At 67.3% G+C, this 23,254-nt stretch carries 14 protein-coding genes; 5 read left to right on the top strand and 9 right to left on the bottom strand.

Going from position 1 to position 23,254, the window contains the following annotated elements:
- Nucleotides 1-339 precede the first annotated feature (339 nt).
- Nucleotides 340-996 carry a L,D-transpeptidase gene (locus tag FHS79_RS12105; RefSeq protein ID WP_207792337.1) on the bottom strand — a complete coding sequence of 219 codons (657 nt, stop codon included), beginning with the start codon at nt 994-996 and terminating at the stop codon, nt 340-342.
- A 325-nt stretch (nt 997-1,321) separates the two neighbouring features.
- Here FHS79_RS12105 and FHS79_RS12100 point away from each other — a divergent pair, with 325 nt between their 5' ends.
- Nucleotides 1,322-1,939 (top strand): glutathione S-transferase family protein, encoded by a 618-nt coding sequence (locus tag FHS79_RS12100; RefSeq protein ID WP_184200290.1) that lies wholly within the window; start codon nt 1,322-1,324, stop codon nt 1,937-1,939.
- 149 nt (nt 1,940-2,088) lie between these two features.
- Here the strand turns inward: FHS79_RS12100 and FHS79_RS12095 are convergent, their stop codons facing one another.
- Genes FHS79_RS12095 through FHS79_RS12075 form a run of 5 tightly spaced genes read right to left on the bottom strand, consistent with a single transcriptional unit; the run spans nt 2,089 to nt 10,368 of the window.
- On the bottom strand, nt 2,089-3,021 hold the full coding sequence (locus tag FHS79_RS12095) for a polyprenyl synthetase family protein (RefSeq protein ID WP_184200287.1): 933 nt from the start codon (nt 3,019-3,021) through the stop codon (nt 2,089-2,091).
- The gene (locus FHS79_RS12090) at nt 3,018-5,012 is read right to left on the bottom strand and encodes an FAD-dependent oxidoreductase (RefSeq protein ID WP_184200284.1); all 1,995 of its coding nucleotides are present in this window, start codon (nt 5,010-5,012) and stop codon (nt 3,018-3,020) included. The genes FHS79_RS12095 and FHS79_RS12090 overlap by 4 nt, the downstream gene beginning before the upstream one ends.
- 11 nt (nt 5,013-5,023) lie before the next feature.
- Nucleotides 5,024-6,508 (bottom strand): NAD(P)/FAD-dependent oxidoreductase, encoded by a 1,485-nt coding sequence (locus tag FHS79_RS12085; protein WP_184200281.1) that lies wholly within the window; start codon nt 6,506-6,508, stop codon nt 5,024-5,026.
- Nucleotides 6,508-7,227 (bottom strand): Crp/Fnr family transcriptional regulator, encoded by a 720-nt coding sequence (locus tag FHS79_RS12080; protein ID WP_184200278.1) that lies wholly within the window; start codon nt 7,225-7,227, stop codon nt 6,508-6,510. The genes FHS79_RS12085 and FHS79_RS12080 overlap by 1 nt, the downstream gene beginning before the upstream one ends.
- Before the next feature lie 42 nt (nt 7,228-7,269).
- Complete coding sequence (locus FHS79_RS12075) at nt 7,270-10,368, bottom strand: AAA family ATPase (RefSeq protein WP_184200275.1); 3,099 nt, start codon at nt 10,366-10,368, stop codon at nt 7,270-7,272.
- Nucleotides 10,369-10,654: 286 nt separating this feature from the next.
- On the opposite strand from FHS79_RS12075, the gene FHS79_RS12070 reads away from it, so the two are divergent.
- Genes FHS79_RS12070 through FHS79_RS12060 form a run of 3 tightly spaced genes read left to right on the top strand, consistent with a single transcriptional unit; the run spans nt 10,655 to nt 15,772 of the window.
- Entirely contained in the window at nt 10,655-13,849 is a 3,195-nt protein-coding gene (locus tag FHS79_RS12070) for an outer membrane lipoprotein-sorting protein (RefSeq protein WP_184200272.1), read from the top strand.
- A 5-nt stretch (nt 13,850-13,854) separates the two neighbouring features.
- Nucleotides 13,855-15,111, top strand: coding sequence for a DUF1302 domain-containing protein (locus FHS79_RS12065; RefSeq protein WP_184200269.1), 1,257 nt, complete (start codon nt 13,855-13,857; stop codon nt 15,109-15,111).
- A gap of 10 nt (nt 15,112-15,121) precedes the next feature.
- The gene (locus FHS79_RS12060) at nt 15,122-15,772 is read left to right on the top strand and encodes a thioesterase family protein (RefSeq protein ID WP_184200266.1); all 651 of its coding nucleotides are present in this window, start codon (nt 15,122-15,124) and stop codon (nt 15,770-15,772) included.
- A gap of 44 nt (nt 15,773-15,816) precedes the next feature.
- Here the strand turns inward: FHS79_RS12060 and FHS79_RS12055 are convergent, their stop codons facing one another.
- Nucleotides 15,817-18,189, bottom strand: coding sequence for a serine/threonine-protein kinase (locus tag FHS79_RS12055; protein ID WP_184200263.1), 2,373 nt, complete (start codon nt 18,187-18,189; stop codon nt 15,817-15,819).
- A complete protein-coding gene (locus FHS79_RS12050) occupies nt 18,189-18,737 on the bottom strand; it encodes an ECF-type sigma factor (protein ID WP_207792336.1) in 549 nt (182 codons plus the stop codon). Before FHS79_RS12050 ends, FHS79_RS12055 begins: the two co-directional genes overlap by 1 nt.
- Nucleotides 18,738-18,899: 162 nt before the next feature.
- Between FHS79_RS12050 and FHS79_RS19170 the strand changes: the two genes are divergently transcribed.
- On the top strand, nt 18,900-22,739 hold the full coding sequence (locus FHS79_RS19170; protein WP_184200260.1) for an autotransporter outer membrane beta-barrel domain-containing protein: 3,840 nt from the start codon (nt 18,900-18,902) through the stop codon (nt 22,737-22,739).
- Nucleotides 22,740-22,974: 235 nt separating this feature from the next.
- On the opposite strand, the gene FHS79_RS12040 is transcribed toward FHS79_RS19170, so the two are convergent.
- The coding region (locus tag FHS79_RS12040) for a hypothetical protein (RefSeq protein WP_207792335.1) at nt 22,975-23,254 on the bottom strand (280 nt) is incomplete at its 5' end.

Here is a 23,254-nt window from a genome sequence, read left to right as displayed (position 1 = left end):
TCAGCAATCCCTGCCGGATCATGCCCAGCGCCGCCGGCGAGGCAAGGGGGCTTTGCGGGGCCACGGCGCAATGCAACCAGATGCGCCGCCAAACGCAACAACGTGGCGTCGGTGCATGCAGGTCGACCTCAATGCAGATAGTCTGGAGCATGTCCGGCATGCCGCGCCAGAATGCGCTTCCAAGCCGCAAGCAGCTATGTTGTCGGCAGTTGCTCAACAGAACGAAGCCGAGTCACCGGTGGTGCAATCGTCTCGCCCAGCGTCGTGCCTTCCTCAGCCTCGTTGAGCACCAACGCGATCTTCGCCTCGCTGAGCTTTGGCTACTTCATCGCATCCTGCTCAGCTGCTCGCCGATACGTCACGACTGGTGATTCCAAATTGGTCGTCGGCTGAGCGTGTCTCGGGCAAAATATAGGCAATGCCATTGGTAGTGGCAAAGGTCGGTTGGATGAAACGTTCATAGAACGTGCCTGAAACATTGATACAGCCAAGCGAAACACGTTTTTCAGCCGGCGTGGCGCTGGACAAGCGTGCCAACCGGCTTTTGCTGCTGAGCCCCGGCTTTCGGTCCGAGGCTCGATGCAGCGCAATTGCAGTGTCATAGTCGATCCAGAGGATTTGCGATCCGTCCAGATCCTGCCCGATCTGTGCGACGAAGCGGCCCGCGGGGGTTATGCGTTCCTGTGGCGCAATCTCGGACAGTTTTCGCGTGCCAATTTCAGGCGGCGAGTCGTCCCCGCGAGCCAGACCCAGAAGCACGGGCGTCGTCGCACGGAGCTTGCCTGCGGCGTCGAACAGAAACAGTCGCGCGTTCGCCTTGTCTACCACCATGAAAGGCTGGTTGACGCTGTCGTTGGTGGCCACGATCCAGTCGGAGACACGACGCGCTTCGGCAAAGTCGGTTGTGTCGAGCAAAGCGACCTTGCCGCGCTCGTGGTCGACAGACCCTTGCGATGCAGCGGACGGCACGGCGGAGGTGAAGAAAGCAAGCGCCACAACGCAAAGAAGAACGGGTTTCAAACTCAATCTCAGCTGAACAAATGGTTAAGAACATATTTACTAGCATGAGTGGTTGCAACTGACCAGAAATGTTTTCGCTGTGAGTTCTCCTGGTCATCGAATGCCGAAGATATTGCCACGGGCTTGCTGGCGGGCTCGCGACCGCCAGCAGGTCTCTTTGGGCGGACACGGCCGACCACCGAAGGTCCAGATTGAGCAGCGCCGGGGAGGTATCGATCAACGGCGCTTTGTCACTACGGGGCTTGCCCACTTCGCGTGTTCTTTATATGTTCCAACAAACCGATATGAAGGGAGAACCGGGATGAGCCATCTGACGCTTTACACGAACCCGCAGTCTCGCGGGATGATTGCGCACTGGATGCTGGCGGAATTGGGACAGCCGTTCGAGCTGGTAAACCTCGACTATGGGACCACGATGAAAGCTCCGGATTATCTGGCAATCAACCCAATGGGCAAGGTGCCGGCGCTGGTGCACCGGTTGAGCGGCCGGGAGGTGGTGGTGACGGAGGCAGCAGCTATTTGTGCCTATTTGGCGGAAGCCTTCGCCGACGCCGGGCTTCTGCCCGACATGACCGGCCGAGCGGCCTACTTCCGCTGGATGTTCTTCTGCGCCGGGCCGATGGAGGCCGCGATAATGGATAGACACATGAAGGTGGAAGTGTCGGACGAGCAAAAGGTGATGGTAGGCTACGGCCGCTATGACGAGGCAGTTGCAGCGCTGGCAGGTGCGATGCCGACGGGTGACGAGTGGATTTCGGGAAGTCAGTTCACGGCGGCCGACGTTTATGTCGGCGCGACGGTGAGTTGGGGCCTCCAGTTTGGCACGCTGCCCGAGCAGCCGGAGTTCCGGGCCTATTTCGAGCGGCTGAAGAAGCGGCCAGCATATCTGAAGGTATTTTCCGAGATGCCGGCGAGTTAGGCGGGATCGCCAATGTCTTTAACTGGCCGCGAGGACAAACCTATAGTCCAGACCATTGCCGATCGTTTCGAGCCTCAGGATCTCTTGGGCGGCTCCTGACATGCATTGCGCACGGTGCGCGTCGGCGCCTGAAAGACCCGGTGCAGCCCCTATCGCCGTGAGAGTTCGCGCGTGTAATCAACCAGCGCGAACAGGGTCGCGGGGGTCGCGGTGTGCAATTGAGCCTCCCACTTTGCTTCGGCGGCGAGTTCGTCAAGCTTCTTGTCGGCCGCCGGAAGTGCTGTGATCATCGCTGCCGAGATGATCGTCAGGTCTTCCGGCGTCGGATCGGGCTTGCAGAACAGCGCCGAAATGCTCGGGTCGGCGATGGCGAGCGAGGCCGGCAAGGTGAGAATCCCGTCGCGCAGGTCTTCCTCACCGCCACCGCCCAGCGATTCGAGGCCCTTGACGTCACCGACGTCGTCGCAACCATGGTAGAGCACGCCGAGCAGGTGGGCGAATTTGCGCAGGGCATCGTCGCGGGTGGCGAGGCAGGCGCAGGTTTCGAACATCGAACCCGTGTCTTCGCCGGCAATGGCAAGCCAGTCCTCGACGCCGAGCGGTTGCCGGCGCAGGCGCCATTGCGCGCATTCGGCGACTCCGAGGCGCTTCAACAGGTCGGAAAACAGCAGGATGTCGTGCGGGTCCTCGGCCGACAGGCGATAGCCTTCCGCGACGATGAAGCCCGAGGCCATCAGCGCGTTCAATTCGCCGAACCTGGTGTGCATCGTTGCCTTGCCGCGACGCTCGGGCGATTTGTCGAGGATGTCGTCGATGACCAGCGACACATTGTGCATCATCTCGAGCACGGCGGCGGAGCGGATGATGCTTTCGGGAATCTCCCCCTCGCGGACGGCGCGGTAACAGCTGAAGATCGTCAGCGGCCGGAAGTATTTGGGCTTGGCGATGAACTGCCATTCCAGCAACGGGCGCATTTCGGCGCTGCAGCCGGCGACCCAGGCCTCGATATAGCGGCGCAGGCGCTCGATCTCGTCGGTAAAGCCGAGATGCTCGATGATATCGCGGGTGATGGTGTCGGTCATGGTTTCACCCGCCAGCGGCGCTTGTAGGGAGCATCCGGCGCGGGTGGTTTCCCCCGCGCGGCTTTCGTCAGCGCGGCTTCGGCAGCGCGCATGGCAGCCCCGGCGAATGCCGAAAACGTCGTGGCAAGCTCGGACGGCGGCGGCCGCGGGTCGCCGCGGCCGGGCTGGTGCCGGGCAAAGTCCTGCAGAAGGTCCACTGCCTTCAGCAGCGTCGCCTTGCCGGCGTCGGCAAGGCTGGCCGACTTGATCCCCGGCGCCAGTTCGAGCGCGAGCGAATAGGCGGTCGTCCACCAGTCGAGGGTGCAGGACAACGGCAGCAGCAGCGGGTAGTTCTCGGTCCCCGGACGCTCACCGCCCGGATTTGCGAGGCTTTCCGAAAGTGCTGCCCAGGCACTGGCGCCATAGGCGGCGGGAAGCAACGCCAGCTTGGCGGCAAGCAGCTTGGCGCTGCCATCGAGCTGTTCGGCGGCAAGGGTGATGGGCTCTCCGCGCATCTTGCCATGGCTGCGGGCATCCGCCGCCTGCAGCGCCTGCGCCGCCAGCAATCCAGTCTGCACCGCAGCCTCGATGGTCGCCATGTCGGCGCTCGACTGGCAGTAATCGCCGGCGAGGAAGATGTTGGACAGCGCGGCCGGGTCGCTGGCCGTCGGGCGAAAGGCCCAGCTGCTGACGTCGTCGATGAACAGGCGGTTGGTGTCGTTGGCGCGGAAATGGCTCATCGCCCATTCGATGTCGCTGTCGGGGTCGCCCCAGTGCGTGCCGAGGTTGAAGATCGGCAGCCAGCGGTGCAACTGCTCGATCATCGCAAAGCCACGCGCCTCGGGCCCCACGGCGGGAATGGCGAACCCATCGGAAGCGGCAAGAACCAGCGCGGTACGCTCCCGCATCATCGAACTCGTCTCCCAAAGCTGCGAGATATCGATGACGCTGAGCATCATCGACGACCCGGTGAGGCCGATCTGGCCCTGGGGGACCCCGGCCAGCTTTTTCTTGAAATAGATGTCGACGACCGGGATGGCGGCGTCGTGGAAATGCTGGAGCTGGGCGATGCGGGGCTCCACGGCGACAATCTTGGTCGCAGGGTCCTCGCCAGGGGCGCCCATCGCAAGGCGGATCATGGCACCTGCCGGCGTCGCGATGATGGCATGGTCAAAGGCTTGCGGCGCGGCGACGCCATTGCGCGCTTCGACGATGAGGCGGGGGCGCCCGTCGATGATGTCGAGCGCGGTGACCATGGTGTCGGTGTGCACGGTGACGCCAAGGTCGCGCAGCTTGTCGGCGAGCGGCTGCATGATCTTCTGGCGCAGGCTGCCCCGCAGCAGCCACGCGAGCGGCCGCTGATTGGGAAAGCTGCTGAAATGGCGAAGGAAATCCTGATAAGTCTTGGCAGCGGTGACGTCGCTGTTCATCGACCAGACGAGGGTGAGGATATAGTTGTGAACCTTGGCGACATCCTCGGTCACATAGCCGCGCGAATAGAGGAAGCCGTTGACGTCGATCCGTTCAAGATTGTCGGTGACGTCGCCGCCGAAAGGGTGGGCGGCAAGATCGAGCATCGAGAACATCAGGACGATCATCTCGGGCACCGAGAGGATGCCCGAGGTCAGGTTTTCCCAGACGGTGGAGAGGGTCGAAGGGTTCCGGAGGTCGAGATAGGTTTCGGCACCGAGTTCGAGCAGCTTCACGCCGTCCTGCGGCTCGAAGTGCGTGGCGCGCGCGAACCCCAGATCCTGTTCGAATATCGTCCAGAAATTGGCGTACCAGTCGCAGAACATGTGCGGATAGACGTCATGGTCGATGCCATGGACGTTGGTCGACGACATGTTGCCGCCGAGCTCGGGCTTGGCCTCGAAGACCGTCACGGCAAAGCCGCGCTGGGAGAGGCGGAGGGCAGCGCTGAGCCCGGCGATGCCGCCGCCGATGATCGCGACCTCGGGTCGGGCCGGGGCGGCTTTCGCCGGGCTTGCCTTGCGGGATCGGGCCTTGGCCATGGCAGTTCCCTTCAGAGTTCGAGGCCGCGGACGCGCGGATTGTCGGTGGTGGCAAGCGCCGGACCCATGCGGGCAAAGGCGCGAGCGACATCGGCCAGCCAGGCATAATGCCAGGCGGCATCGTCGGCGATCGATGCCTGCCAGCCCCGGTGCCAGGCGCCGAGATCCCCGAGCATGTCGCGGGCGCTGCCGCCGGGGGCACGGCCGGCGAGCAGCGCGCTGACGGCATCGACGCCGCCCCGGGCGAGATGGCCGAACACCGCGCTCCACAGCTGGATGAGAATGGCACGCGGCTGCACATCGACACCGCCGAAGCCGGCGCCGGCGACGCGGCCGAATTCGGGATCGGGGTTGGCGCGTTCGAAGCCGCGGCGGGTAACGCGCCACAGGATCTCGCGGAAGTGCCAGTTGCGCATGAGGGCGGCGCAAAAGCCGACATAGAGCATCGACGGATCGAAATGGGCGCGGAAGTCGGTCTCGTAGCGGCCGAGGAAATCGGCGTCGAAGCGCCCGGCCGCCATCGCTGCGACGACGGTGCGCGACGCGATGATCGCCGATTCCATGCCCTGGGTGATGCCTTCGCCGGTTATCGGATCGACGAAGGACCCGGCGTCGCCGATCAGCAAGCCGCCGTCGAAATGGTTGTGATCGATTCCGCCATAGGCCTTGACCACGCCGCCCAGCGGCTTGCTGGCGGCGCGTGCGTTGCGGCACCCGGGGTGGCGAAGGCGCAGGCGGGCAAGGCTTTCTCCAAAAATTTTCGGTACCGACAGCCCGAAGCGATCGGCGCTTTCGCTGAGCACGCCGATGCCGAAATTGGCGCGGCCGCCCGGCATCGGAAACATCCAGCCGTAACCGGGGATATGGTCCTCGTCGAACCAGATGGTGGTTTCGCCGGCGTCGACCTCGACGCCTTCGAGGTACATGCGGCGAGCGATACCGATGTGGCGGCGGTCGCGGCGCGGCAGCCCGGCGCTGCGCCCGATCAGCGATTCAAAGCCGTCGGCGCCAATGACGAGAGGCGCCGAGAGCGTGCGGCTGGCGTCGCCGGAGCGGATATCGACCTGGTTGATGCCGTCGCTGCGGCGCACGGCGGTCGCCTCGGTCGCCATCAGCACCGTCGCGCCGGTGTCAGCGGCATTCTGCAGCAGCATGGTGTCGAGCTCTGCGCGCGGGATGATCAGGCTGTGGCGCGGCTGGCCATGCTCGCCGTCGTAATAGGGAATGGTGTTGTGGTAGGCGAGGTGCGGGCCGAAATAGACCCGGTTAGCTGTGATCGGCAGGCGCGACTGACCATCGAGCGCGGCGCCGCAGCCCATGGCGCGGATCAACCGGAGCCCGGCCGGCTCGACGAAATCGCCGCAGACTTTCTCGCGCGGGAAGCGCGTCCGCTCGAGCACGGCGACGTTGATGCCCTGCCGCGCCAGGGCCCAGCCCATCGTAGCCCCGGCCGGGCCGCCGCCGACGACGATGACATCGAAGCAATCGCCCGCCATCAATCCCCCGTCTGCGCCAGCAGCGCCTCGAAGCGACGGATAACGAGGCTGCGCCCCTGGCGGGCCACGATGCCGGCGTCGACAAGGCGGTTGAAGGCGCGCGTCACCGTCTCGCGCTGGCCGCCGACGATTGCTGCAAGTTCGGCATGGGTCGGCAGGTCGGGCACGATGCCGCCATCGCCGACGACCCCGGCGGCGAGTGCCATGCGGGTGACCTCGGCGGCGACCCGGCCCGGCAGGCTGACAGTGCTGGCGGCGAACAGCCGGTCGCTCAATTCGCGGACCCGGCTGGCGAGGTCGGCGAGCAGCGCCGCGGCGATGGCCGGGTGGTCGGCGACCAGCGCCCGGAAGTCGGCGGCGGCGATGACGCCAACCCGCGCCTCGCCCAGCGCGACGACGCTTGCCGAACGCGGGCCGCCATCGAGCGCAGCAATTTCGCCGAAATAGCCGTGCACCGGGATGCGACGGTAGCCGAACTCCTGTCCGGACGCCGAGAAGCGCTTGGCGAGCAGCGGCCCATCGCACAGCAGGAAGACGTCGCTGCCGCCGGCGCCGAAGGAAACAAGCGTGTCGCCGCGGCTGAAATGGCGCATCCGGATGCGGCCGACAAACTTGTTGGCGGCCGCGTCGGGCATCTCGGCAAAAAGCGTGAAATGGGCAAGGTCGGCGGCGGTGAAGCCGGCTGGAGCCGCCCCTGTCCAATCCGGCCCACCCGCCACCTCATCCCCCCGATACGGTCGTCATTCCAACCCCGTGCCTTTCTATGGCCTGCCGGTGATTGGTGCAACGCCGTCGCTGGCGGCTGCTGCCGCCAGCAGCCGTGCGGCCTCGGCATGGTCCAGCGGGTTGCAGCCCGTCGGGCATCGTTTGGCGACCGGCGCAAGGATAGCAAGGGCAGCGGCGGGATCGTCGCGGTCGAGATGCCAGGCCGCCAGCGCGCACGCCGCCGGCAGTTCGATGCCGCGCGCGCCCATGGCGCCGGCAAGGGCCAGGGCCTCGGCAAAGTCGCTCGCCGCGGCGGCGCCGGTGCGCAGGCGGCCACGCAGAAGCAGGCTGGCGGGCCGATAAAGGCGTTCCTGCGGATTGAAGGCAAGAGCCTGTTCGACGGTCGCGAGCGCCGCTTCGGTATCGCCTTCGGCCAGCTCGATCTCGGCAAGGCGATTGAGTTGCGTCGGCACGGCGATCCGCGCGCCGGCGTCGATCTGGCCTTGCAGGGAGGCGCGCACCTGCGCGGCATGGCCGTTGCCGACCCCGCGATAGGCACGGCCCCAGGCGATCGGCCCCTGCACAAGCGCCGCGAGATAGGCGAACCCCTGTTCCTCGGCGAGCGCCAGCAACCGCATTCCGACCCGCTCCGCCGCCGCCGCATCGCGTTCGCAGAGCAGGAGCTGGCTCTGGTAGTGAAGCGCCATGGCAAGATCGTAGGGATTGCAGCTGGCGGTGGCAAAATCGAACGCGGCGTCGAGGCGCGCCCGGGCCGTCGGCGTGTCGCCGCGCCACCAGGCGGCCATGGCGGCGACGCCGATGGAACTGACGGTGTTGCCGGGCGGTTGGCGCCGGCCGATGCCGTCGACAAGACCGGCAAGCCGGGCATAGCTCGCCTCCATGGCGGCGAGCGCGCCGGTGAAGAAATCGACCTGGATGCGCGCGCCGAGAGCGAACATGAGGAGATCGCCATCGCTGCGATCGGCCTCCCACATGGCCATCACCTCATCGGCCCGGGTGCCGGCGGCATCATGGTCGCCGCGGGTCAGTGTCGCCTGCCACAACCGGCGCTCTTCGGCGAGGAACGCGACGTTGCCCGCTTCGTCGGGCTGCCGGGCGCGAACCGTCGCCTCCACCGTCTCCGCCGCCGCATAGCCCTGCGTCAGCTGGAGGATACGGCCGAGCTCGCCATACAGGCCATGGACCGCATCGCCGTGTTCAGCGGCTTCCGCGATGGCGATGGCTCGGCGAAAGGCCGTCTCCGCCTCGCGATATTCGGCGCGCGCCTGGGCGCGACTGCCGGCGCGTCGATACCAGTCGAGCGCCTCCGGGCCGGCGCCCGCCTCGGCGAAATGATGGGCGAGGCGCATCGGGTTATCGGTGGCGATTGCCGGGAACTGGCCGGCAAGGGTGGCGGCAATATGCTGGTGGTTCTGGCGATACTGCTGCCGCAGCATCGAATCGGCGGCCGCATCCTGCAGCAGCGCGTGGCGGAACGTATAGGTCGCCCGCGGCGGGATGCCATCGCGGTGAAGGATCCCGCGCGACACGATCTCGGCGAGTGCCGGGCCAAGGAAGGCCTCATCGAGACCGGTGACCGCGGCAATCATCTCGTGACCGAACGACCGCCCGAGCAGCGCACCAACCTGCGCCAGGCGCTTGGCCGGACCCAGGCGATCGAGGCGGGCCATGATCGAATCCTGCAGCGTCGCCGGAATGCCGGCGCCGGGCGCGTCCTGCTTCACATGCTCGACAAAGGCCTGGGCAAGTTCCTCGGCGTAAAGGGGCACGCCGTCACAGCGATCGACAAGGGCGGCGACGGCGCCGGGATCGGTGCCGCCGACGATTTCGCGGACGATCGCCGCAATGTCGGCAGCGCCGAGACCGGGCACGTCGATGATCCGATAACGCGCCGGCGGCCAGGGCAGCGTCGTTTCCGGACGCATCGTGCCGATCACATAGAGCGGGACATCGGCGGCGGCGTCGATGATCAGCTGCAGCAGCTCGAGGCTCGAGGGGTCGTACCAGTGCAGATCCTCGACGGCGATGACGAGCGGCTTGCCGCGGGCAAGGTGAACGCACCAGCGGGCGAGCGAATCAAGGGCCGGGGCGCGGTCGTCCGGCCCCAGCGCCAGGCCGTCGAAGCCGAGGAGGCGCGCTAGGCGATCGACAAAGCCCGGGGTTTCGAGCCCGAGTTCGGCAAGCGCCGCGGTCAGGCGGTCGCGAGCGACGCCCGCCGGTTCGTCGCCGTCGAGGCCGAGGCTGGCGCGCATCGCCTCGACGATCGGGTAAAGTGCGCTGGCTTGTTGCAGGGCGGCGCCGTGGCAGGAAATCCAGCCATGCGGGGCGGCGCCGAGGTGTTGGCGCAAGGCCTGGAGGAGCCGCGTCTTGCCGATGCCCGGTTCGCCACGCAGGATGGTGACGCGACGCTGACCGGCGCAGATGGCGCTCCAGTCGCGGGCGAGATCGGCGAGAATGGCGTCGCGCCCGACGATCGTGCGGCCGGAGCCATCGGACCAGGCTGCAATCCGGCTGCGAATGCCGCGTGGGGCGGTGGGGCGAAACGCCATCACGGGGGTGGAGAGGCCCTTCAGCGCCTTTGGCCCCAGCGCCTCGAGCTCGAAAGCGCCGCGGGTGCGGCCGGCCGTGGCGTCGCTGACCATGACGGTGCCGGCGTCGGCCGCGGCCGCAAGGCGCGCCGCAACATTGACGGTGCTGCCCGTGGCGAGGGTTTCGCGCCGCAGGCCGGAACCGACCGAGCCGACGACGACGGGCCCGGTGTGGATGCCGATGCGCACGGCAAGGTCGCCGGCGCGCAGATGCGGGACGCTCGCCCGCAAGCGTTCGCCAAGGCGCGGAACTTCGCCCGCAATCTCCATGGCGGCACTGACCGCGCGGGCAGGGTCGTCCTCATGGGCGGCCGGATAGCCCAGGTAGATCAGCATGCCGTCGCCGAGATACTGGGCGACATGGCCGTCGACGTTGCGGATGATCTCGGCGGCGAGTTGCTGATAGGCGCGGAGCACCGCCTGGACATCTTCAGGGTCGAGGCGCGACGCCATTTCGGTCGACCCCACCAGGTCGCAGAACATCACGGTCAGCTGGCGGCGATCGCCGACGGTTGCGGTCGCCGGAGAGGCACGGGGGCGTGACAAGCGGGTGCCGCAGGCACGGCAAAACGAATCGCCGATATCGACGGGGGCGTCGCAGCCGGTGCAGCAGGCATGGGTTGATCGCGGGGCGGCAGTCATGGCGTCGTCCTGGGTACTCCTTTCGCGACGCCAATATGCCGACCGCGGCGCGCGGCAAAAGCCCCGAAGATCGATTTAGACCATGTTTGTGACGCCGGTCACAGCCTTGGCGCTTCTGGTCGCGCTAGCAAGCCCTTGTTGTCGTTGCCGCGACCGTCGTGGTGGCGAATCGAATGGAAGGGGAATTGCCATGCTCCGCACCTATGCCGACCTCGTCGTCCAGCACCGCAAGGTCATATTGGCGCTGTCGCTTCTGCTGACCCTTTTGTTGGGGCTGCAGCTGCGCAACCTCGACGTCATCGTCGACGCCGACGAATTGCTGCCGCGCGACCATCCCTTCGTCCAGGTGACGGAACGCGTGCAGGCGGTGTTCGGCAATCGCTATACCGTCGTTATCGGGGTGACGCCGGCGAACGGCGACGTTTTCACGCCCAAAACGCTCGGCAAGGTCCTCGCGGTCACCAATGCACTGGTGGCAACGCCCGGGGTGGCGGCAGGCAATATCCAGAGCCTCGCCGCCCCGCGCGCCAAGGATATCGCCGGCAATGCCGAAGGACTCGCCGTCTCCCGGCTGCTCGACCATGTGCCGGCGACGCTCGCCGAAGCACAGGCGGTGAAGGCGCGGCTGGCCGCCAATCCGCAGTATCGCGACGTGCTGGTCAGCCGGGACGGCGGCACCGCCGCCATTTACGTCGAGTTCAAGAAGGACCCCAAGGGCTTCGGCGCCGTGATGGCGAAGATCGAGGCAGCCGTGGCGCCGATCCGCGATGCCGACACACGGATCGAGGTCGCCGGCCAGCCGGTGTTCCTCGGCCTGCTCGAAACCTTTTCGAAGCGCATGGCGTGGCTGTTGCCGATCGCCATCCTGCTGATCGGCATCATTCACCTCGAGGCGTTTCGCACCATTCAGGGTCTTGTGCTGCCGCTGGTCACCGCTGTCCTGGCGCTCGTCTGGTCGCTCGGCATCATGACCATGGCCGGGGTCCATCTCGACCCGTTCAACAACGTCACCCCCATCCTGATCCTCGCTGTCGCCGCCGGCCATGCGGTGCAGATGCTGAAGCGCTACTATGAGGAGTATGACCGGTTGCGCGCCGATCCCGCGCTCGACCCGCGCGCCGCCAATCGCGCCGCGGTGGTCGCCTCGGTGATCAAGGTCGGCCCGGTCATGCTCGCCGCCTGCACCATTGCATCGCTCAGCTTCATGTCGCTGGCCTGGTTCGACATCCAGGCGATCCGCACGTTCGGCATCTTCTGCGGGCTCGGCATCATCAGCATCGCCGTTGTCGAGCTCACCTTCACGCCGGCGCTGCGCGCCATGCTGCCGGCGCCGAAGCACCGCGAGACGCGTGCCGAAAAGAAGATCACCTTCTGGGATCGCCTCGCTGCCGGGCTGGCAAAGCTCGTCGCCACGGCACCGGCGCGGCGGCGGGTGTTCGTCGTCGCGGGGATTGCGGCGGTGGCACTCGCCGCCGGCGCCTCGCAGGTCCATATCGACAATTCGCTGCGCAGCTTCTTCGGCGCGGACCTCGCGGCGCGCGTCGATGACAGCACGCTCAACAGCGAACTCGCCGGCACCAACACTTTTTATGTGCTGGTCGAGGGCCGCAGCGACGATGCCATCAAGGACCCGGCGGTGCTACGGGCAATGGACAATACGCAACGCTGGCTCGCCGCCCAGCCGGGCATCGGCCACACGCTGTCGGTCGTCGACCTGCTGAAGCAGATCAACCGCGGGATGAACGGCGGTGCCAAGGCGGCCGGCATGTTGCCGGCGAATGCCGACCTCGTGTCGCAATATCTGCTGCTCTATTCGATGTCGGGTGAACCCGGAGATTTTGACGGGCTGGTCGACTATCCCTACCGCAGCGCCATCATCCAGGCGTTCGTGAAGACCGACAGCTCGGTGTTCGTCGCCGACATCAACAAGCGCATCCTGCCGGTCATCCAGGCCAATTTCCCGTCGAATGTCACGGTGCGGCTGGGCGGCAGCATCACCACGCCGACGGCGATGAACGAGGTCATGGTTGCCGGCAAGGTAAGGAACGTCCTCCAGATCTTTGCGGTGGTCTTCATCGTCGCCGCGGTCATGTTCCGATCGGCCCGGCTCGGGGCGCTGATCCTGGTGCCGCTGGCGGCAACCGTGCTGGCGGTGTTCGGGGTGATGGGCCTGCTGCACATCCCCTTGCAGATCGCCACCGCCACCATGGCGGCGCTCGCCGTCGGCATCGGCGCCGATTATGCCATCTACCTGACCTGGCGACTGCGCGAGGAGCTCAAGGACGGTGCTGACGAGGCCGACGCCGTCGCCGCGACCTATGCCAGCGCCGGCAAGGCGGTGCTGTTCGTCGCGACAGCGGTTGCCGGTGGCTATGCGGTGCTGATGCTGTCGCTGGGCTTCAACGTCCACCTCTGGCTCGGCCTGTTGACCAGCGTCTCGATGGTGGCGGCGGCGGTCTCGGCCCTCACGCTTTATGCGGCGCTGCTGCTGACCGTGCGGCCGCGGGTGATCTTTGCCGCACGCCGACAGGACAAGGCCAAACGTGCCGGTCTCGTCAGCCGCCCCGCCGCCATTGCCCTCTCCCTCGTGCTGACAGGAGCCGCTCTCATGCATGCCGAGCCTGGCCACGCGCAAATCTCGACCACGTCCGCGGCCAATGTCGATGCCGCCACGCTGATGGCCGACAGCCTGAAAGCCGGCAAGCCGCAGCGCTCGCTTGCTGTCGGGCGCTTCGTCCTCATCAACTCCGCCGGGCAACAGCGGGTGCGGCAGACGACGAGCATTACGGAACTGAAGAGCGATGGCGCCAACAATCGCCGCGTCACCCGCTTCAATTCGCCGGCGGATATCGCCGGCACTGCGGTGCTGACGGTTGAAAATGCAGGTGATGACGACATCTGGGTCTATCTGCCGGCGTTGAAAAAGGTACGACGGTTGGCTGCCTCCAATCGCCGCGATGCCTTTGTCGGCACCGACTTCTCCTATGGCGATGTGCTCGGCCACCCCGTCGAGGAATGGACGCACCGGCTGCTGCGGACCGAAACCGTCGACGGCGCCGCGACCTCGGTGGTCGAATCGCTGCCGCGCGATGCCGCGGTCGCAGCGGCGACCGGCTACAGCCGCCGGCTCAGCTGGCTGCGCACCGCTGACCGGGTGCCGGTGAAGGCCGAGTATTATGGCCCGCAGGCTACGCTGATGAAGGTCTATACGGCCACCGACATCCGCCTCGTCGATCCGGCGCGCCGGTGTTTCCAGCCGATGCGCCAGGTGATGCGCAACGTCGCCACCGGCCACATGACGGTCATCGAATATACCAGCTTCAAGACCGACGTCCCCGTCGCTGCCGAACAGTTCCAGCCGCGTTCGCTCGAGCGGGGTCTCTGATCGTCATGCGTGCAATCGGCTTCCTGGCGGCGCTGGTGGCGACCACGGCGGGCGCGCAGGAGGCGCCCGACGAGCGGCCGGGCCTTGCCGAGCGGGTGGGGCTGGCAACCTCCTTTCGCGCCGGCGCCTGGACCCATGACCGCGACCTCAACGACGAAACGCTGACCGCCGTCGGCGGGGTGCGGGCAAGGCTGGCGCCCCGGGCCGGTGCGCTCGACGCCTTCGCCGAAGGCTATGTCCAGGCCGACAGCGTCGACGGGGCCGACGCCGACCTCGTCGAAGGCTGGCTGCGCTGGACACATGGCCCCCTCGCAATCAAGGCCGGCCGGCAGATTGTCGTCTGGGGTCGCGCCGACCGCCTCAACCCGTCCGACGTCCTCAGTTCGCGCGATTATACGCTCCTCGTCGCCAGCGACGATGAACAGCGGCGCGGCAGCCTGATGGTCCAGGGCCGTCTCGGGCTCGGCGATTACACCCTCGACGGCTATTGGCTGCCGGAATTTCGTGACAACCGCTTTCCGCTCGATCGCAACCCCACCGGCGCCATTGTCGTCGCCGACCAGCGCGTCGCGGATCGCAGCCAGTTCGCGCTGAAGCTCGATCGCAGCGGGGGCAGCATCGACTGGTCGCTGGGCTGGTTCCACGGCACCGACCGCACCCGCGATTTCGTGCGCGTTGCCGTGCCCGCGGGCAGCCCGGCCGGCGCGTTCACCGGCGTGCAGCAGCAATTCCCCAGCGTCGATGTGCTCGCCGCCGATGTGGCCGGCACCTGGGGGCGGATCGGCTGGCGCGCCGAGGCAGCCTGGAGCCGCTATCGCGGTGCCGACACCATCTTCAGGAAGAACGACAATCTCTGGCTGGTCGCCGGTTTCGACACCGACGTCGCCGGATGGAACCTCAACCTCCAATACAGTGTCCGCCGGGTCTTCGACCATTCCGACCCGCGCGACCTCGCTGACCCCATCGATCGCGCCGTCGCCAGCCAATCGGCGGCGGTCAACAACCAGCTCGATCGCACCCAGCACGGCGTGACGGCCCGCGTGGCGCGCAAATGGCTGCAGGACACGCTCGACGTCGAACTCGCTTCGATCGTCTACCTCAACACCGGCGACGCCGCGATCCGACCCAAAATGACCTACGCCATCAACGATCGCCTCCGCCTCACCGTCGCGGCCGACATCTTCGTCGGCCCCCGCCTCAGCTATTTCGGCCGCGTGCGCGAACTGTCAGCCGGCTTTCTGCAACTCACCTGCGGCTTTTGAGGATGACCCGATGATCAAGTTGTTCGGACGCATGATCCCCGCCGCCGCGCGTGGGCTGTCGGGCCCGAGGCTGCACCCGACCGAGGTGGTGACAAGCCGCTTTCGCGTGCTGCCGCACGACATCGACATGAACCGGCATCTCAACAATGGCCGCTATCTGCAGGTCATCGATGTCAATCGCATGGAGTATCTGCTGCGCACCGGCGTCGCCCAGACCATCCTGCGGGAACGCTGGAAACCGATCCTTGGCAGCACGACGATCCGGTTCCGCCGCGAGCTTCGGTTGTGGGAACGCGCTGTCGCCGCGACCGAACTGCTCGGCTGGGACGATCGCTGGGTCTATCTCGAACACCGCATCACGACCCTCGCGGGCAGGCCGGTCGCCGTCGCCATGGCGAGGGCAGGCTTCCGCAGCCGGGGCAGCTGGGTGCCAACCGGGCAACTGCTGGCCGCGTTGCCGCACCAGATGTCGCCGATGGAGCTCCCGGCCCGCGTCGAGACCTGGCGCCGCCTCGACGACTGTCTTGCGGAAGGCGGGATGCCGAGGACGTCGCCGGCAATCTCAAGCCCGACACCTCCTGCACAAGCGTTCAGGGCCTCGCTGAAATCCCAGGGCTGTATGGGACGGAGCACGGGCGAGACCGCCAGGCGCGCGGTGTGACTCCCCGTCACGCAACGCCAGACGCAATCATTTCTCAAGCGTTGTCACAGATCGTCGAAAACGGTGACCTTGGCGCCGGCGGTGCACTGGGCGATGGCGCCGCGCAGGCGCGGCATGAGTTTGGTGCGGTCGCCTTCGCCGACGTTGCGGTTGCCTTCGAACAGGGCCAGCGCCTCGCGCCAGGCGGCACAGGCGCGGTCGCGGGCGCCACCGATGTAGAAATTGCCGCCGCTGGTGGTCAGTGCCGTCGCCATGCTGCGGCGGGCGCCGGCGGTGTCACCGGCCAGCGCCACCATGCGGCGATGCGCGGCGATGACTTCATCGGACATGGCAAAGGCCTGGGCATGACGGCCGAGGTCACCGAGCAGCTGGGCCTGGACCTCGCCGACGGTGGAGAGCAGCTGCAGCGAGGTGGCGTCGCCGTTGCTGCGCACCCGCAGCGCACGGGCAAGGTCGGTGGCTTCGCCGATCGAAAACATCGCCGCGGCCTCGTCATGGCCGGCGCGTTGCAGGATGGCGCGGTACCAGAGCGACATCGCCAGCTTGCGCGGCAGGGCGGGATCGTCGGGATAGGCGGCGACCAGCGTGCGGTTGATGGCGACGGCCTGGTCGACGGCGGCGAGTGCTGCGGCTTCGTCGCCGAGCTTGTGGTTGGCCTCGCCGAGCAGGCGCAGGTTGGCGGACCGGACCATGCGCAGCGGCCGGGCGGTGGCGAGCGCCGGCGGCAGGCCGGTGATGAAGGCCTCGGTGGCGCGATATTCGGTGCGGGCGGCGGCATAATCGTCGCCCCAGGCGTAGCTGTCGCCCAGCCCCTGCGAAGCGAGCGCATAGAGCCGGGCCGAATCGACGTTGCGCGCCGGGTCGGCCGCCAGCAGCCGCCGGGTTTCGAGCGCCTTGCGCTTGGCCAGCGGCGGGTCGTTGTCGGTGTAGAGCGCTGTGGCGGTCTGTTCGACGAGCAGGTCGGCATAGGCAATGGTGACGGCGGGATCATCGGGGTAGCGGCGGTGCAGCGGCGCAAGGATGGCTTCTGCGCGCCCGATGAGCTTGTTGCCATCCTCGAGCCGGCCGAGCTGGTTGTCGCCGCCGTTGCCGACAACCTTGGCAAGGCGGAGAAAGCCGAGCCCGGTTTCGACACGGACGTCGCGGGGCGCATCCTCCTGGCCGGCCAGCGCCAGCAGGTAGGTCTGCCCGGTTTCGGCGAGTTTTGCGCGGGCGATGGCGCTGCCCGGAACCTTGCCGACCTCGTCATAGGCATCGAACAGCAGCGACTTGGCGATGGCGCGGGTCTGGGCAAAGCGCTGCTCGGCCTCGGCGCGGGCGGTTTCGGCTCGGGCATTGGCGGCCAGCGTGGTGCCGAGCGCACCGACGAGCATCACGACGGCGGTGGTCCCGGCGGCGACGCCGGCGCGGTGGCGGGCGACGAAGCGGCCGATCCGATAGCGGCGGCCGCCGTTGCGCGCCGCCACCACGTCACCGCGCTGCCAGGCCCGGACATCGGCGGAAAGCGCGTCGACGCTGGCATAGCGCGCCTGCGGATCGACGGCGCGGGCGCGGGCGATGATCGCGGCCAGATCGGCGTCGCCGCGGCCAGTGGTGTCGGGCAGCATCAGGGCGAGGAGGACGCCGAGCGAATAGACATCGGACAGCGTCGTGGCGGGATCGCCGGCGATGCGTTCCGGCGCGGCGAAGCCCGGCGTCAGACTGCGCGCGACGACGCCGGGCACGCGATCGGGCGGGGACGCCAGCGGCGGCCGGGCGATGCCGAAATCGATCAGCCTGGCATTGTCGTTGCGGTCGACAAGGATGTTGGCGGGCGTCAGGTCGCGGTGGATGATGAGGTTCTGGTGGGCAAAGCCGACGGCGCTGCAGACATCGAGGAACAGCGTGGTGCGGGCGCCGGTGGTCGGGCCGGAATCCAGCCATTCGTCGAGCCGGATGCCGTCGACGAACTCCATGACGATATAGGGCTCGCCGGCCGGGGTTTCGCCGCCGTCGAACAGTCGGGCGATATGCGGGTGGGACAGGCGGGCGAGCGTCTGGCGTTCGCGGGCGAAGCGCTCGATGAAGACGTCGGACAGCGCGCCGGGGCGGATCAGCTTGATGGCGACGACATGGTCGAAATCGCCGGTGTCGCGCTCACCGCGATAGACGGCGCCCATGCCGCCGACGCCGATCAGCCGGGTGATGCGATAGCGGCCGATGCGGTCGGGCATGGGGGCATCGGCAACCGTGGCGGCGGCCGAACCGGTGCGCAGGCGGGAATCGTCGCTGGCGGCGAGCAGGCGGCGCAGACGAGCAGCAAGGGCGGGATCATCGCCGCTGGCATCGGTGATGAAGGCATCGCGGGCGTCGGGCGGCAGCGCCAGCGCCGCGTCGAGCAGGGGCAGCGCGCGGGCATCGAGCGCCGCGTCGGCCATCAGGCGTCGGACATTTCGGCAAGCAACCAGAGCCGCGCCGACGTCCAGCGGCGTTTCACCGTGGCCTCCGAACAGCCGAGGACGGCAGCGATGTCGCGAATTTCGAGACCGCCGAAATAGCGCATCTCGACAATGTCCGCGCGTTCCGGGTCGATGCGGGCGAGGTCGTCGAGGGCGGCGGACAGGCGCTCGATCTCGCAATCGGGGTCGTCGAGGGCGATGCCGGTGAGCAGCTCCACCTTTTCATGCTTGCGCTTGTTGGTGCGGCGCGAGCGCAGGTGGTCGAGCAACGCGCGCCGCATCATCGTCGCCGACAATGCCTTGAAATGCTGGGCATCGGCCCAGTCGATCCGATTGAGCGCAACCAGGCGCGCGACCGATTCCTGCACAAGGTCGCTCGTCGACAAGGAGCAACCGCGCTCGCCGCGCAGCATCGCGGCAGCCGATCGGCGCAGATCGGGATAAAAGGCGGCAAACAGCGCGTCGCGGGCGCCCATGTCCCCAGCCCGCCAGCGGACCAGCAAGGCCCGTGTATCATGCTCGCCCACTCACGCCACTCCCGCCACTCCCGCAGGTTAACGCTTTGTTGGCGGTCGTAAAGCCCTCTCGAAAGCATCGTGTGAAAAAGCCCGCGGAGGCGTGAGCCGTTTGGCGGTCCGGCCGCGCCTTTGAAGACAACAGCGGCTTGGCGCTGGCCCCGGGGGACACACATGATCGACGGTTTCGGACTGACACGGCAGCGGCGCAACTGGCTGGTCGGCGTATCGACGCTGGCGCTGGGCTTCGCGGCGGGCCCGGGGGCGAGCCAGCAGGTCGTCGTCGGCTCGCCGGCATGCCCGGTCGTGGCGGGCGTCGCCACCTGCACCGGCAACCTGTCGGGCGGGGTAACTTCGCAGCAGTCGGCAGGCCATGCCGCCGTCGGCACGATCAACGTCAACAACGTAACCGGAAACATCGCGCCTCCCGGCCTTTTCGGCATCGGCGCCGACCGCAGCGACCGCGACCTCACGATCAATGTCGCCGACGGTGTCGTCATCCGCACCCTCGACAACCTCGGCATCACCGAGCCGGCGCAAGGCATCATCCTTATCGTGCGCAACGGTTTTGACGCCACCATCGACAGTGGCGCGACGATCTTTGCCGATGGCGGCGCGCAGGCCAATGCCGGCATCGAGGCGGCGGTGTTTTCGGGCGACAGCAACGCCAGCATCACCAACCGCGGCGCCGTCACCGTCACCACCACCAACCAGAGCGGCTTTGCCCTCGCTGCCTCCTCCAACGAGGCGACCGGCAACATCACCATCGTCAATTCGGGCGTGCTGAGTGCCACCACCGGCGGCAGCGGCGAGCGCACCGGCGTCACCGCGGGCATTTTCGCCGTGCATGGCGCCGCCGGCGGCACCACGCGCATCACCAACAGCGGCGCCATCACGGTGCGCCCGGCGGCGGCGACCAGCGACAGCGATTTCAACGGCATCGCGTCGGGCATCGTGGTCAACACGCTGGTGTCGGGCGGCCGCTCCACCATCGTCAACAGCGGCGCCATCGATGCGCAGGGCCAGGCGACCCACGGCATCACCAACTTTGCCGCCGGCAATGTCGGCGGCGACGGCACTTTTGCGCGCATCGAGAACACCGGTACCATCGCCATCAGTGGCGCCGACAACAATGGCCTGTTCGCACAAGGCCGCGGCGAGGGCGTCGACCTCACCGTGATCAACGGCGCCGCCGGTACGGTACGGATGACCAATGCCACCAACAGCAACGGCATGCTGGTGCTCAACCAGGCCCGCACAGGCACGCTGACCGTCGACAATGACGCGGCGCTGACTTCGGTGTCGGGCGCGTCGAGCCGCGGCATCGCGGTGTCGTCGAGCGGTGCGCCGGCCAACGGCAACTACACCATGAACATCGACAACAGCGGCGCCATCGAGCTCGGCACGCTGTTCGCGCAGGGCATCACCGTGTTCGCGACGCGCGATGACACGGCGAACGTGACGCTGGTCAATTCCGGCACCATCCGTGGGCTGGCATCCAACACGATCAATTCGGTGGGCCTGTCGGTCAACCTCGACGGCGCCGGCACCGGCGACAATCCCGGCATCGCCACGATCCGCAACAGCGGCGATATCACCCTGGCGCAGGGCACGGCGATCATCAGCTTTGCCGATGACGTGACGGTGGAGAACAGCGCGACGCTGCGCACCACGGGCGCGGCTTCCGACGTCGTCGGGCTGGTCGGCAGCGGTGCCGGTTCGGTGATGCGCTTCACAACGACCGGCGATGTCATCGCCAGCGGCGCGAATTCCAACGCCATCGTCGTCGTCGGCACGGCCTCCACAGCGGCGGTGACGATCGATGCCGCCGATGTGACGGTCGCAGCGGGATCGGCGGCGCTGCTCGTCGACGGCGATGTCGCGACGACCTTCCGCGCCCGCAACGCCAGCGTCGTCACCGGCAACCTGCGCTTTGGCGGCGGTGCCGACGTGCTGGCGTTCGAGGCGGGCAGCCGGCTGGTCGGCAACGTCGATTTCGGCGCCGGCAACGACAGCGTTACCATCATCAACGGCACATTGTCGGGGACCGTGGCGCTGGGCGCCGGCGACGATGTGCTGACCTTCCAGACGCCGACGCTGGCCGACATCCTGGCCATCGACAGCGTCGACGGCGGCGCCGGCAACGACACCATCAACCTCAACCTCGCCGCCGGCGCGACTTTCGTTGTGCCCGAGATCGGCGGCCTGATGGTGAGCAACGTCGAAACGATTGCCCAGTTCGGCGATGCGACGGTGACCATCAATGGCACAGCGCCGCTGGCAACGCGTTATGAGCTGCGCGAAGGTCGGCTGAACCTCGGCGCGACGCTCAATGCCGTCGATGTGGCGACGAGTGCGGGCACGCTGTTCAACCTGACCGGCAGCATCCTCAACCTGAGCGTGGCCGGCGACCTGTCGCCCGGCGGGATGGGCACGATCGCGACGGCGAACGTGCTGGGGACGTTCACGACGGCGGCCGGCAGCCGCTATCTGGTCGATGTGCTCGGCAACGGCACCAGCGACCGGGTCGCGGTTACCGGGGCGGCGACGCTGGGCGGCGGCAGTGTCGTGGTGCGCTCGCTGACGCCGGAGGCGAATTTTGCCGGCAGCACGTCGTTCACCATCCTGTCGGCGACTGGCGGCGTGACGGGGACGTTCTCCGGGGTGTCGGAGGTCGACCTGCCGTTCCTGACGCTGGCGCTGGTCCACAATGCCAATGACGTGCAGCTGACGGCGGCACGGGCGGTCACTCCGACCCCGTCCCCGACCCCGACCCCGACGCCGACTCCGACGCCGACGCCCACGCCCACTCCCACTCCCACTCCCACTCCCACCCCGACACCCACGCCAACTCCGACGCCGACGCCAACTCCGACCCCGACGCCAACCCCGACACCCACCCCCCCACCGGTGGCCTTCGCCAGCGTGGCGCGTACATTCAACCAGCGGCAGGTCGCCGGCGTCTTCGATGCGGTCGAGGCAACAGCGACCGGCGACACGCGCACCGTCATCAATGCGCTGGTGTTAGCTTCCACCGACCAGGCGCTGACCGGCTTCGACACCATGTCGGGTGAAATCCACGCCTCGGTGCTGGCCGCCGGGGTGCACCAGGGCGAGATCCTCACCGACGCCATGCACAACAGGGTCCGCGCCACCGGCGGCGGCGCCGGCGGCGCGGCAGGCCTCCAGCTCGGCGCCTGGCTGTCGGGCGGCCTCATCGACGGGCGTATCCAGGGTGACGGCAATGGTGCCCGCCTCGACGGCAGCCGCCGCGGTATCACCGGCGGCATCGATTTCGTCGATGCAGCGTCGGGCACGCTTCTCGGCGTCGCCGGCGGCTGGTCGAGCGGCAATGTCACGTCCAGTGCGCGCCGCTCGCGGGCCGAGCTCGATAGCTGGCATCTCGGTGCTTATGGCCGGGTCGGCACCGGCCGCACCGGGCTGACGCTGGCCGGCAGCTTCGCCTGGTCTTCGGGCGACGCCGATGTCACCCGGCAGATTGCCGTCAACACGATCAACCGCACGGCGATGTCCGTCTACACCCTCAAGACCACCACGCTCGCCGCCGAGGCGCGCTATGGCTTTGCCATGAGCAAAAGCATCAGCATCGGCCCGATCGCCAACGTCGCCCATGCCAGGGTCAGCCGAGACGGCTTTGTCGAGGCCGGCGCGTCCAGCCTCGGCATCGTCGGTCCCGATGACAGCGACAGCTTGACATCATGGGGCGCAGGCGGCTTTGCCAACTGGGTGTCGGGCACCGGCCGCGTCGACGTCAGCGTTGCCTATGACCGCGCCGCCGGCGACTTCACCGAAACCAGATTGGCTTTCGCCGGGGCGCCGGGCAACACCTATCGTCTGCGGTCGCCCGGGGGCAGTGACAATGCGCTTGAGGCAAGCGTGACCGGTAATGTCGCACTCGGCGACGGCTGGGGCATCGGCGCCGCCTATCGCGGCCGTCTGGGTGGCGATTTCACCGCCCATAGCGCACTGGTCACATTGCACTGGCGGCGCTGAAGCCCAGCTTCGGCCGCCCGTCACCTTGCGCCGTCATTTCCGGCGTTTGGTACAGGCGGCCGGCAAATGAAGGTGCACGTCGAGCGGCCTCCGCACGCATCCATTCCAGTGAACGATCATGTATCGGCTTGCAGTCGCATCTGACCTGGAGGTTGTGCGGCCGAGCTGCGGGCGTGCGTTTCGGGGCGGCTGGATGCGGCTGATGCGGCTAGGTCGATATCCGCGCCATCAGCGATCACACCAAGCTCGATACCACCGAGATCTGCAACAAACGAATGCCGAGGCTGCGGTTCGAATCGATCTCCGCTGCCGCGAACGTCTGCGCGATACTAAAATATCGGGCTACACGAGCCAACCGATACCAAATCATTGAAAATGGTGGACACACTTGGGCTCGAACCAAGGACCCGCTGATTAAGAGGATCGTGTCCCACAGCGTGGTGTAGGTTCGCGGTCTCGCCGCTTTGATCTCCGGCTTGGCCGGGTTGATCATGCTGCCATGGATGACAGCGTGA

It is taken from the genome of Polymorphobacter multimanifer, assembly GCF_014205635.1.
Lineage (GTDB): Bacteria > Pseudomonadota > Alphaproteobacteria > Sphingomonadales > Sphingomonadaceae > Sandarakinorhabdus > Sandarakinorhabdus multimanifer.
This window is presented reverse-complemented; position numbering and strand designations above follow the sequence as displayed.

Coding starts and splice junctions, on each gene's coding strand:
- FHS79_RS12100 (WP_184200290.1), top strand. CDS start 1,322: ATGAGCCATCTGACGCTTTACACGAACCCGCAGTCTCGCGGGATGATT.
- FHS79_RS12095 (WP_184200287.1), bottom strand. CDS start 3,021: ATGACCGACACCATCACCCGCGATATCATCGAGCATCTCGGCTTTACC.
- FHS79_RS12090 (WP_184200284.1), bottom strand. CDS start 5,012: ATGGCCAAGGCCCGATCCCGCAAGGCAAGCCCGGCGAAAGCCGCCCCG.
- FHS79_RS12085 (WP_184200281.1), bottom strand. CDS start 6,508: ATGGCGGGCGATTGCTTCGATGTCATCGTCGTCGGCGGCGGCCCGGCC.
- FHS79_RS12070 (WP_184200272.1), top strand. CDS start 10,655: ATGCTCCGCACCTATGCCGACCTCGTCGTCCAGCACCGCAAGGTCATA.
- FHS79_RS12065 (WP_184200269.1), top strand. CDS start 13,855: ATGCGTGCAATCGGCTTCCTGGCGGCGCTGGTGGCGACCACGGCGGGC.
- FHS79_RS12060 (WP_184200266.1), top strand. CDS start 15,122: ATGATCAAGTTGTTCGGACGCATGATCCCCGCCGCCGCGCGTGGGCTG.
- FHS79_RS12055 (WP_184200263.1), bottom strand. CDS start 18,189: ATGGCCGACGCGGCGCTCGATGCCCGCGCGCTGCCCCTGCTCGACGCG.
- FHS79_RS19170 (WP_184200260.1), top strand. CDS start 18,900: ATGATCGACGGTTTCGGACTGACACGGCAGCGGCGCAACTGGCTGGTC.